The 10,116-nt window shown below is 58.8% G+C and carries 14 protein-coding genes; 6 read left to right on the top strand and 8 right to left on the bottom strand.

Annotated elements, in window-relative coordinates; genetic code table 11:
• The first annotated feature begins 159 nt into the window (after nucleotides 1-159).
• Genes AC5E6N_RS20955 through AC5E6N_RS20975 form a run of 5 tightly spaced genes read left to right on the top strand, consistent with a single transcriptional unit; the run spans nucleotide 160 to nucleotide 3,135 of the window.
• Nucleotides 160-420 (top strand): hypothetical protein, encoded by a 261-nt coding sequence (locus tag AC5E6N_RS20955; protein WP_491749634.1) that lies wholly within the window; start codon nucleotides 160-162, stop codon nucleotides 418-420.
• 12 nt (nucleotides 421-432) lie between these two features.
• Nucleotides 433-1,125 (top strand): DUF599 domain-containing protein, encoded by a 693-nt coding sequence (locus tag AC5E6N_RS20960; protein WP_491749635.1) that lies wholly within the window; start codon nucleotides 433-435, stop codon nucleotides 1,123-1,125.
• A gap of 36 nt (nucleotides 1,126-1,161) precedes the next feature.
• Nucleotides 1,162-1,704 (top strand): DMT family transporter, encoded by a 543-nt coding sequence (locus AC5E6N_RS20965; protein ID WP_491749636.1) that lies wholly within the window; start codon nucleotides 1,162-1,164, stop codon nucleotides 1,702-1,704.
• Nucleotides 1,697-2,671, top strand: coding sequence for a heparan-alpha-glucosaminide N-acetyltransferase (locus AC5E6N_RS20970; protein WP_491749637.1), 975 nt, complete (start codon nucleotides 1,697-1,699; stop codon nucleotides 2,669-2,671). The genes AC5E6N_RS20965 and AC5E6N_RS20970 overlap by 8 nt, the downstream gene beginning before the upstream one ends.
• Before the next feature lie 26 nt (nucleotides 2,672-2,697).
• Nucleotides 2,698-3,135, top strand: coding sequence for a methyltransferase family protein (locus AC5E6N_RS20975; RefSeq protein ID WP_491688534.1), 438 nt, complete (start codon nucleotides 2,698-2,700; stop codon nucleotides 3,133-3,135).
• 6 nt (nucleotides 3,136-3,141) lie between these two features.
• On the opposite strand, the gene AC5E6N_RS20980 is transcribed toward AC5E6N_RS20975, so the two are convergent.
• The 5 genes from AC5E6N_RS20980 to AC5E6N_RS21000 all read right to left on the bottom strand — a co-directional run bounded on the left by AC5E6N_RS20980 (nucleotide 3,142) and on the right by AC5E6N_RS21000 (nucleotide 7,141).
• Entirely contained in the window at nucleotides 3,142-3,528 is a 387-nt protein-coding gene (locus tag AC5E6N_RS20980) for a MerR family transcriptional regulator (protein ID WP_491749638.1), read from the bottom strand.
• A gap of 98 nt (nucleotides 3,529-3,626) precedes the next feature.
• Nucleotides 3,627-5,042: a magnesium transporter gene (mgtE, locus tag AC5E6N_RS20985; protein WP_491749639.1), complete on the bottom strand. Its 1,416-nt coding sequence runs from the start codon at nucleotides 5,040-5,042 to the stop codon at nucleotides 3,627-3,629.
• A 170-nt stretch (nucleotides 5,043-5,212) separates the two neighbouring features.
• Nucleotides 5,213-6,226, bottom strand: a complete 1,014-nt coding sequence (locus AC5E6N_RS20990) for a threonine ammonia-lyase (protein WP_491749640.1) — start codon at nucleotides 6,224-6,226, stop codon at nucleotides 5,213-5,215.
• A 7-nt stretch (nucleotides 6,227-6,233) separates the two neighbouring features.
• Nucleotides 6,234-6,620 (bottom strand): methylglyoxal synthase, encoded by a 387-nt coding sequence (locus tag AC5E6N_RS20995; RefSeq protein ID WP_491749641.1) that lies wholly within the window; start codon nucleotides 6,618-6,620, stop codon nucleotides 6,234-6,236.
• Nucleotides 6,617-7,141 carry a GNAT family N-acetyltransferase gene (locus AC5E6N_RS21000; RefSeq protein WP_491749642.1) on the bottom strand — a complete coding sequence of 175 codons (525 nt, stop codon included), beginning with the start codon at nucleotides 7,139-7,141 and terminating at the stop codon, nucleotides 6,617-6,619. Before AC5E6N_RS21000 ends, AC5E6N_RS20995 begins: the two co-directional genes overlap by 4 nt.
• 178 nt (nucleotides 7,142-7,319) lie before the next feature.
• Here AC5E6N_RS21000 and AC5E6N_RS21005 point away from each other — a divergent pair, with 178 nt between their 5' ends.
• Nucleotides 7,320-7,784, top strand: coding sequence for an SRPBCC family protein (locus AC5E6N_RS21005; protein WP_491749643.1), 465 nt, complete (start codon nucleotides 7,320-7,322; stop codon nucleotides 7,782-7,784).
• Nucleotides 7,785-8,182: 398 nt separating this feature from the next.
• On the opposite strand, the gene sufA is transcribed toward AC5E6N_RS21005, so the two are convergent.
• The 3 genes from sufA to AC5E6N_RS21020 all read right to left on the bottom strand — a co-directional run.
• Complete coding sequence (gene sufA / locus AC5E6N_RS21010; RefSeq protein WP_491749645.1) at nucleotides 8,183-8,581, bottom strand: Fe-S cluster assembly scaffold SufA; 399 nt, start codon at nucleotides 8,579-8,581, stop codon at nucleotides 8,183-8,185.
• Nucleotides 8,582-8,636: 55 nt separating this feature from the next.
• Nucleotides 8,637-9,017 (bottom strand): SUF system Fe-S cluster assembly protein, encoded by a 381-nt coding sequence (locus AC5E6N_RS21015; protein WP_491688541.1) that lies wholly within the window; start codon nucleotides 9,015-9,017, stop codon nucleotides 8,637-8,639.
• 21 nt (nucleotides 9,018-9,038) lie between these two features.
• On the bottom strand, nucleotides 9,039-10,116 hold a 1,078-nt coding region (locus tag AC5E6N_RS21020), incomplete at its 5' end, for a cysteine desulfurase (protein ID WP_491749644.1).

The following is a 10,116-nucleotide window of genomic DNA, read 5'->3' on the forward strand; positions in this document are numbered from 1 at the left end:
CACGACCCGCGCTGCTCGTTTAATCTCGTTGTACAGATCCGGCCTAAAGACCACCAAAAAGGTAAATCAATGCCAGCAAGCCCACAAACCCGAACACTGCTTTTGCAGTGATGCCCCAACAGGACTTTTGGACTGTTTCTTCCATATTGGCTCCAGAAGATGCCTCAAAAAACCACCGGCATTTCTTGGTGCCGTGTGGTGGAGCCGTCTTCTAGAGGAAGGAAAATATCTTCGCAACTGCAAAAATGGCGGTTTTCGGGCCGATTTTCCGCAATTGATTCAGAGTTTGTTAATCTTTTCAAGCATTTCAAACGCTTGGAATGTGAATTATTTTCGCATATTTTTGTGCAGATCATGGCAAAAAACGACATTCCGACCGGGGATCGCGCGAACGACCTTTGTAAAACGGCTGACCTGTGACACAGGTAACGTATGAATGCGCTCGATTTTATTGCCGCCGCGACCTGCTTTGCCGCCTGGTTTCTCTTTGCCTGGTCGACGGATCGCAAACACGGCTGGCTGCCCGCGAGCCTCACTCAGATCATGAACGTTCATCGCGCCCGCTGGATAGAAAACTGCCTTCGACGCGACCTGAGGATGATCGATACCGGCATCATGGCCAGCCTTCAGCAGGGTACCGGCTTCTTTGCCTCCACCACCTTGCTGGCGATCGGCGGCTGCTTTGCATTGCTTGGCGCGACGGACCAGGTTCTGGGCGTCCTGTCGCATCTGCCCTTCAGCGTACCGGCCGACCGCGAGGCCTTTGAGCTGAAAGTTGCCGGACTGATCGTCATCTTCGCCTATTCGTTCTTCAAATTCGGCTGGTCCCTGCGGCTCTTCAACTATTGCCAGATTCTGATCGGCGCCATTCCGATGGTCGATGATGCACGCGCCGACCCCACCCATTCGGAACACTGCGTCAGACGGGCCATTGCGATAAACATACTGGCCGGCAAGCATTTCAATGCCGGTTTCCGGGCAATATTCATCTCGCTCGGATATATCGGCTGGTTCATCGGCCCCGTGGTTTTCCTGTGCAGTTCCGGCCTGGTCATACTGGTCCTTGTACGACGGCAATATTTTTCCGCCGCGCGTGCTGCACTCATGCAGGGCGTTGACTTGTAGCCCTGCACGGCCCGGTCTCGCTGAATTGACCGGCGTATGCGCCGCAGGCCGGTCAGCGGCGCCGCTGCGCCCGTATCCGCGAGCACCGCTCGGTATCAGAAAAAATCGACAGGTGCCGCTTGCAGGCTATACAACGCGCTTCGTTTACAGATCTGTTTCTTACTGTGTTATGTCGTGTCCGGCCTGCTCGTTCGCAGGATCGACATACCGCCGGGGCGGCTGGCCTGTCTGGCGCTCGGGATCTCGACGGCAATTCTGGTCGTTCTGGCCTATCTGAGCGATGGGTCGCCCGACCTCGGCTTAAGCACGCAAGGAGCGGTCGCGCTCGTCTACCTCGGCCTCATACCTACTGGCCTTGCCTACATCATGCGGTTTTACCTTATACGAAAAATTGGCTACTCCACCTTCGCAGTGGGTCTTAATCTGATACCGGTTTTCGGTGTAATCCTTGGCATCTTGATGCTGGGTGAAGCGCTTTCGATTCGCATAGTTCTGGCGTTGATGCTGATCGTCTGCGGCCTGTTCATTGCGCGGCTGGAGCCAAGGAAGCACATGCCGGAAAATGCCGTAAATGACTGAGACGGGATCCGCCAGGCCCTCCGGACAGCGCCTCGTCCCCATTGATGCGGCACGTGGCATCGCCCTCATGGCGATGGCCGTCTACCACTTCACCTGGGATCTCGAGTTTTTCGGATACGCGCCGCCGGGCATGACGACGCAGGGCGGCTGGAAGCTCTTCGCCCGCCTGATTGCAGGCAGTTTCCTGTTTCTGGTCGGCTTCAGCCTTGTCCTCGCACACGGACGATCCATCCGCTGGCGTGCCTTCGGCATAAGGCTGGCCATGGTTGCGGGAGCCGCACTCGTCATCACCGTGGCGACACGTATTGCCATGCCGGACCGTTTCATTTTTTTCGGCATCCTGCATTGCATTGCCGTATCCAGCGTTCTCGGCCTGGCGTTTCTGCGGCTGCCGGCCGTACTGACCGCCCTGGTCGGTATCGCCGTCATGCTCGCGCCGCCCTATCTGGCGTCCACGGTCCTCGGTCACGGGCCCCTTTTGTGGCTGGGACTGTCCGTCTTTCCGGTGCACTCCAACGATTATGTGCCTCTGTTTCCCTGGTTCGGCCCGGTGCTGCTTGGGATCGCGTCCGCCAGGCTCGTTGTCTCTCGAGGCTGGCTGAGTGCCATCGCATCTATGGGCGGAGAACAAAACCCGGTTGCAAGACCGTTGGCGTTCGCGGGCCGCCACAGTCTTGCCGTCTATCTGATCCATCAGCCGGTGCTGATCGGACTTGTCTATCTGGCAAGTCTGGCTTTTCCGGTAAATCAGCTGACCGGCATTTCCAACAACTGCGTGCTTAGCTGCTCACAGACCAATGCGGCCGCGTTCTGCGAGCAGTTTTGTGATTGCACCGTCAGGCGTCTCTCAGCGGAAGGATTGTTGGAGACCCTGCCGGCCGGCGACGATGTCGTCCTCTTACCCGGCGTACAGGAGATCGTGAACCAATGCACTGCATCCACCTTGGAGGCACATCAAGCGGAATGAACGCCTATCGCGCACGACCGAGCCGCATGCCATGGCCACCGATCATAACCGCCGTAGCGATAGCCCTCGCCATCGCGTTCGGAATGGTCGCATCATTTCCCCTGTCGGACCTGGCGGCCTTGAAATCCTTTGGTGTGCTCTTTGTGCTTTCGGCGATCGGCATCGATATCTGGGCGGCACTGACGCTGCATGCGGCGCAGACAACAATTCTGCCGACCCGCAAATCCGAGCATCTGGTCACGACCGGCCCGTTTTCAATCAGCCGCAATCCGATCTATTGCGGATACATCCTGTTCCTGATCGGGCTTGGACTGATATTCGCCAATGCATGGTTTCTGGTGTTTGCGGTGGGCGCGGCGGTGTCGATCCAGCGTTTTGCCGTCGAACGCGAAGAGCTCCATCTGCTGGCGGTATTCGGTGCGGAATTCGAGGCCTATTGCGGCCGGGTGCGCCGCTGGATTTGATGGCGATCAGGTTCCGACGCGCAATTCCGCGAGCCGGGCGAGACAGGCCTCGTCGACATTGTCGAGTTCGGCCAGCGTATCCTCGATATCCTGGCGCTTTTGATGCAACTGCTGGCGCTTTTCAGCGACCCGCTTCATCATCAGCTCCAATTGTCCCAGTTCACCCGGCGGTCCCTTGTAGATATCGATGATCTCGCGGATCTCCGCGATGGTGAAGCCGAGCCTCCGGCCACGCAGGATCTCCTTGATCAGATGTCTGTCACCGGCCCTGTAAAGGCGCGTGCGGCCACGACGGTCGGGGTGAATCAGCCCTTCGTCCTCGTAGAAGCGAAGGGTGCGCGTCGAGACACCGAATTCGCGGGTGAGTTCGGTAATGGTATAATATTTGCGCACTTCGCTTCCTGAATTCCTTGATCTTCAGGAATTTTGTCTTTCTTTTACGTAAAAGTCAATTAGAGCGGCCGGACTGCCTCCTGTGGCACCAGGCGGCATCAGATGAAGCCGAACCACCATCCCGCCAGGCCCAGAAACGCGAAGAAGCCGACAACATCGGTAACCGTGGTCACGAACACCGCCGACGCAATCGCCGGATCCACGTTCAGCTTATCGAGCAACAGAGGCAACAGGATGCCCGCGATCCCGGCCGACAGCATATTGATGACCATCGCGGCGGCGATCACGAGAGCAAGCTGCCCGCTTCCGAACCACGCATAGGCAAGCAAGGCGACGACCACGGCAAACAGGATGCCGTTGATGAAGCCGACCGAGACTTCGCGGCGGATGATGCGGCCGGCGTTGTAGATGTCGAGATCGCGTGTCGCAAGCGCGCGCACGGCCACCGTCAGTGTCTGCGTCCCGGCGTTTCCGCCCATCGAGGCAACGATGGGCATCAGGATTGCCAGCGCCACCATCTGTTGAATGGTCGCGTCGAAAAGGCCGATCACCACGGATGCCAGCACGGCCGTCGCCAGATTGACCATCAGCCATGGAAAGCGGGAGCGGACCGTCGCGGCCACATCGTCGGAGAGCTCCTCATCGCCGACACCGCCGAGCCGCTTGATATCCTCCTCGGCCTCCTCCTGAAGGACATCCACGACGTCGTCGATCGTCAGGACGCCGACGAGCCGGTCGTTCTCATCGACCACAGCGGCCGACAGAAGGTCGTATTGCTCAACAAGCTGCGCGGCCTCTTCCTGATCCATCTCCGCCGGGATCGGGCGCGCCGTCTCATGCATGATCGCTTCGATCTTGATGTCCCGCTTGCTGCGCAGGATCCGGTCAAGGTCAACCGCGCCGAGAAGTTTGAACGTCGGATCGATGACAAAAATCTGGGAAAAGGAATCCGGCAGGTCCTCGTCCTCGCGCATATAGTCGATGGTCTGCCCGACGCTCCAGAACTGCGGCACGGCGACGAATTCCGTCTGCATGCGCCGCCCGGCCGTGTCCTCCGGGTAATCAAGCGACCGGCGCAGCCGGATGCGCTCGGTAAACGGAAGCTTGGCGAGGATGTCTTCCTGATCCTCCTCGTCCAGATCCTCCAGAATGTAGACGGCATCATCGGAATCGAGTTCTCCGATGCCTTCGGCGACTTTCTCGTTGGGAAGATCGCCAACGATGTTGCGCCGGATTGCCTCGTCAACTTCCGTCAGCGCGGTAAAGTCAAAATCATCGCCCATGAGGCGCACAAGCGCATGACGCTGCTCCGGCTGCAGCGATTCGATCAGGTCACCGATTTCGGATTCATGCAGGCTGCCGACATGCTCCTTGAGATAAAGCGTGTCGCGGTCTGCAATGGCCGCACCGACCCGCGCGACGAAGTCGGCGCGAACAGCACCGTCCTCATCATATATCTCGTGGCGGTCAGGGGCCTGTTCGGCCACCGCCATCTGGGCGCTCTGTTCGTCCATTATCCACGAATCCGATGCCTGCGGGTTGCCGGGACATTAGAGCAACTTTCCGGCGGCTTGAAGCGCGCCGCCGTCGAAAAAGACTGCGGCGGCAGGATTTTCGCCGCCATGCCTGCCACGGTTGCTTGTCGGCATCGGCCTGCACCGGTCGCCCGGAATCACGCTGCCGGTCAGGCCGCGTCGGCCTTGCCCAATATTTTTGCGAATTGATCGCGGTCCACATTGCCGCCGGACAGGATGACGACAACCGTTTTTCCCTGAAATCGCTCCCGCTCTTTCACGACAGCCGCAAAGGCGGCGCTGCCGCCCGGCTCGACGACAAGTTTGAGGCGGTCGAAGAGAACGGCAACCGCATTCATGACCTGCCGGTCCGACACGACAAAGCCCCCCGACACAAGCCGATTGATGATGTCGAACGTCATCACCCCGGGCCGGGGCGTCGCGATGGCGTCGCAAAGGGTCGGCTTTCCGGTTTCGATGGAAATGCGCCGACCGGCGGAAAGCGATTGCAGAACATCGTCATAGCCTTCAGGCTCCGCGCACCAGACCCTGGTCAGAGACATGCGCGCCTTGATCGCGGTTGCGATACCCGAGAGCAGCCCGCCGCCTCCGACGGGACAGATCACGTCGTCTACGCCGACATTCATGTAGTCGGCCTGCCTGGCGATCTCCAGACCCGTGGTCCCCTGCCCTGAAATGATATCGGGATCGTCAAAAGGCGGGACCAGGGTGGCACCGCTCGAGGTTGCCAGTTCTTCCGCCAGCGCCCGCCGGTCATCGCTATGCCGCTCGAAGAACACGATCCGCGCACCATGGCCGCGCGTGTTGGCTATCTTGATGCGCGGTGCATCGCTCGGCATGAAGATGGTTGCCGGCATTCCGAGAAACCGGGCCGCCGCCGCGACACCTTGCGCGTGATTGCCCGACGAATAGGCCACCACGCCCCGCCCGCGTTGATCCGGAGGTATGCGGGAGAGTTTTGTATAGGCTCCGCGAAATTTGAAGGAACCGGTCCGCTGCAGGCATTCCGGCTTGAAAAGCAGGCGCATTCCGAGCGCCTCGTTGAGCTGGACCGACTCCAGCAAAGGCGTGCGGACAATCAGGCCGGTGAGCCGTTCAGCCGCGTCTTCAATCAGGTCGAGATCAACCGTTTTCACCGGTGCCGTGTCGCTGCGCCCGCTCATGACCTCTTCACACCGCCTCGCCGGTCAGATAATCGAGCACCGCATCTGCCGTTGACGGGCTGCACGCCATGGGCAGATCGTAGACGATCGCCAGCCTTGTCAACGCCTTGACATCGACGTCATGCGGCATTGGCGACAGCGGATCGACAAAAAAGACGAGGCCGTCCAGATTGCCCTCGGCGATCATGGCGCCAATCTGCTGGTCGCCGCCAAGCGGTCCGCTCTTCAGCCGGACCACGTCGAGTTCGGGGAAGTTCTCCGCGATCCGGCCGCCCGTTGTCCCGGTGGCGATGATCGTGACGTCTTTCAAACGGTCGGTATGCCGGCCGACCCATTCGATCATCGTGTCCTTGCGTGCGTCGTGGGCTACCAAAGCCACTTTGCTGGCGCTCATAAGTCTGTTTCCCAAGGCTTTGTGTTTTCAGGTATCGACTGTGCCGGAAAATCCTTACGCATCGTCACCCTCTCGATATCCTGCTGGAGACTCGTCGAATATTTGACCGAAAACGATGTCACCCGATAGCCAAGATGCTCGTAAAAGCCAATCGCATTGGCGTTTCTGGCATGGGTTTCCAACTCGACATGGTCGTAGCCGGTCGACTGGATGCTTTGCTCGAGCGCCGCCAGCAAAACCGCGCCGGCCCCCTGGCGATGGTATTCCGGGTCAATCCACAAATCGGATATTCGATGATCGAGATTTTCCCGGGCACCCCAGCCCATAATCGTGCCGCGCGACTGTACGAGGATAATCCGGTCCCAGTAGTTGCTGGTGAAATCGCGATAGGCGGCATGCGCGTTTTCCCGGATACGATCGACATCTTCTCCCCAGGACACGACCGCCGCTTCCCATGACCTGATGCCGATCAGGGCGAGATGACGCGAATCCTGCTGCCGGGCCTCGCGTATCTCGATCATTTCAACGCCCCCAAAATCAGCACGCCTTCCTTTCCATGGCCCGAAGCGATATCAGCAAGACGAGGCACATCGGCACATACAAGCGGACATCCGATGCCGTAAAACTCGCACATCACGGCCAAATCATGCAACAAATGCCGCCATACACGCTAAACGATCCGTTGCACCGGGAGCGATTGTGAACACGACCGCCGGTTTTATCGCGGCAGCTCCGGTCGCCGTTTTCTCCGTTCTTTCAGACCTGGAAAGCCGCAATCTGGTTCTCTCTTCCGTTTCCCGGGTGGAGGTCATGTCCGCCCTGCCGGTCCACGAGGGCTCGGTGTTCAGGGAAAAGCGGCGCGGCATGGCCACAAGACGGCTGACGGTCGGAACGTTCCGTCCGCCATATGTCATCGCCTTCAACCGGCGCCTGTTCGGATTGCCGTTGCATCTTGAAATGACACTGAGCCAAGACCGGGGCGGCACGGTCGTTACCGCGACCGCCTCGGCGAAGGCTGTTGCGCCGTTGAGCATCATTGCCCGTTTTGCCGCAAACCGTTGGCTTCGCGAATGTGAACGCGATCTCGCCGACGTGAAACGATATGTGGAGCAGCGGGCCAACCCCGGCTGGCGCCCGGGTTTGTCGGACCGGTCTTTCATCTGATCACGGTCATTCCACCCCGCGGACGATAACGGTGATTGGCGGCGTGGCGGAAGAAGAAGCCGATCCGCCGGCGGGAAACCTGACATCCCTTTATGACGCCTTTGTAATGAACCGGACAGGCAACCGTAATCTTCAGTTCCGACATATCCCTCATGAATGAAGGGAGTGCCTGTCATGAAACAAAGGAATAAAAGATACGAAAATTCCTGTCCTCCGGGTTTCGAGAGCATAGACCGTTATGTTCCCGCCAGGAGAGTCCGCAATGGCTGGTTCTCATCCCTCTACAAAGCGGTATTCAGCCGCAATAATTGATGGGGTGGACCGGCTGACAACAACGAACAAAAGAGGCTCCGCCGAAAATGACGGGGCCTCTTTTGTCTGGTTGAGCTCTGCCGGCTCTAATTGCCGGCCCGCACCACGGGATCGCCCTTTTCGGCAAGGGCCTTCAGATCAGCCGGTTTCAATTCGACCGACTCGCCGCAACCGCAGGCGGATGTCTGGTTCGGATTGTTGAATACGAAGCCCGAGCGCAGTGTGGTTGTTTCGAAATCCATCTGAGTGCCGAGGAGAAACAGCGCGGCTTCAGGAGCCACATAGACCCGTGCGCCGTCATGCTCGACAACATCATCCTTACCGTCAACCTCGGTAACGAGATCGACCGTATACTCCATTCCGGCGCATCCGCCCTTCTTGATGCCGATGCGCAGTCCGACGGCCGGCTCGCCGGCATTCGCGACGACATTGCGAACGCGCTCGGCCGCCGTGTCGGTCAAAGTCATGAGTTCGAACTGGCCCATCATTCACCTCCAGAATACACGCGGATGTCACAGAGCTGTCCGACGCTGTCAAGCGTCAGTACCAGCCCACTGCGATCTGCGCTTCTTCGGACATACGATCCGGTGTCCACGGCGGATCGAAGGTCATGTTGACCTCCACACCTGACACGCCCTCGACGGCACCGACCGCATTTTCCACCCAGCCGGGCATTTCGCCGGCAACCGGGCAACCCGGTGCCGTCAGCGTCATATCGATCTTGATGATGCGGTCATCCTCGATATCGATGCGGTATATGAGACCCAGCTCGTAGATGTCAGCCGGAATTTCGGGATCATAAACCGTCTTGATGGCCGCAATGATGTCGTCCGTCATCCGTGCCAGTTCCTCGCGCGGGATCGCCGATGCGGAGAACGTGCCGCTTTCGTCTTTTTCCCGTGTTTGCAGATCGTCACTCATTGTCTCAGACTCGCTCTCGCGTCAGGCAAAAAACTCGCGCGCTTTCAGCAGCGCGTTGTAAAGCATATCGACTTCCTGGCGCGTATTATACATCCCAAATGACGCGCGGCATGTCGAGGTAACACCAAAACGCCTCAGCAGCGGCTGTGCGCAATGGGTCCCGGCCCTCACAGCAACGCCTTCCCGGTCGATCACCATCGAAATATCGTGCGCGTGTATTCCCTCGATTTCGAAGGAAATAATCGCGCCTTTGCCCGGTGCATTGCCGAAAATGCGCAACGAATTGATTCGGCCGAGTTTCTCATGCGCATAGGCCCTGAGATCCGCCTCATGGGCCGCGATGTTCTCCCTGCCGACAGCTTCCATATAGTCCAGCGCAGCGCCCAATCCAATAGCCTGGACGATGGGCGGTGTGCCCGCTTCGAATCGATGCGGCGGATCATTGTAGGTCACGGCGTCTTCACTGACATCGAAGATCATTTCGCCGCCGCCCTGAAACGGCCGCATCTTCTCCAGCATCTGTTTCTTGCCATAAAGCACGCCGATGCCGGACGGGCCGTAAGTCTTGTGGCCGGTGAACACATACCAGTCGCAATCGATATCGCTCACATCGACATGCATATGCACGGCGGCCTGACTGCCGTCGATAAGAACCGGAATGCCCCGCTCCCTGGCGATACGGCAAACCTCCTTTACCGGAACGACCGTGCCGAGCACATTGGACATATGCGTGATCGCGACAAGCTTGGTTCGTTCCGTCAATTGCGCTTCGAAATCGGCAATGTGGAACACCCCGTCATCGTCAACCGGGATCCATTTCAGCTTCGCGCCCTGCCGCTCGCGAATGAAATGCCACGGCACGATGTTGGAATGATGCTCCATCAGGCTGAGGACGATCTCATCGCCCTCGCCGATCTGCGGCATCCCGTATCCGTAGGCAACCGTGTTGATCGCCTCGGTGGTCGACTTGGTGAAGACGATCTCGTCGCTTGAACCGGCATTGATGAAACGGCGCACCTTCTCCCGGGCGGCCTCATAGGCATCGGTCGCCGCATTCGACATATAGTGCAGACCGCGATGCACATTCGCATATTCGCAC

It is taken from the genome of Hoeflea sp. (assembly GCF_984452065.1).

Coding starts and splice junctions, on each gene's coding strand:
- AC5E6N_RS20955 (WP_491749634.1), top strand. CDS start 160: ATGCCTCAAAAAACCACCGGCATTTCTTGGTGCCGTGTGGTGGAGCCG.
- AC5E6N_RS20960 (WP_491749635.1), top strand. CDS start 433: ATGAATGCGCTCGATTTTATTGCCGCCGCGACCTGCTTTGCCGCCTGG.
- AC5E6N_RS20965 (WP_491749636.1), top strand. CDS start 1,162: ATGCGCCGCAGGCCGGTCAGCGGCGCCGCTGCGCCCGTATCCGCGAGC.
- AC5E6N_RS20970 (WP_491749637.1), top strand. CDS start 1,697: ATGACTGAGACGGGATCCGCCAGGCCCTCCGGACAGCGCCTCGTCCCC.
- AC5E6N_RS20975 (WP_491688534.1), top strand. CDS start 2,698: ATGCCATGGCCACCGATCATAACCGCCGTAGCGATAGCCCTCGCCATC.
- mgtE (WP_491749639.1), bottom strand. CDS start 5,042: ATGGACGAACAGAGCGCCCAGATGGCGGTGGCCGAACAGGCCCCTGAC.
- AC5E6N_RS20990 (WP_491749640.1), bottom strand. CDS start 6,226: ATGAGCGGGCGCAGCGACACGGCACCGGTGAAAACGGTTGATCTCGAC.
- AC5E6N_RS20995 (WP_491749641.1), bottom strand. CDS start 6,620: ATGAGCGCCAGCAAAGTGGCTTTGGTAGCCCACGACGCACGCAAGGAC.
- AC5E6N_RS21000 (WP_491749642.1), bottom strand. CDS start 7,141: ATGATCGAGATACGCGAGGCCCGGCAGCAGGATTCGCGTCATCTCGCC.
- sufA (WP_491749645.1), bottom strand. CDS start 8,581: ATGGGCCAGTTCGAACTCATGACTTTGACCGACACGGCGGCCGAGCGC.
- AC5E6N_RS21015 (WP_491688541.1), bottom strand. CDS start 9,017: ATGAGTGACGATCTGCAAACACGGGAAAAAGACGAAAGCGGCACGTTC.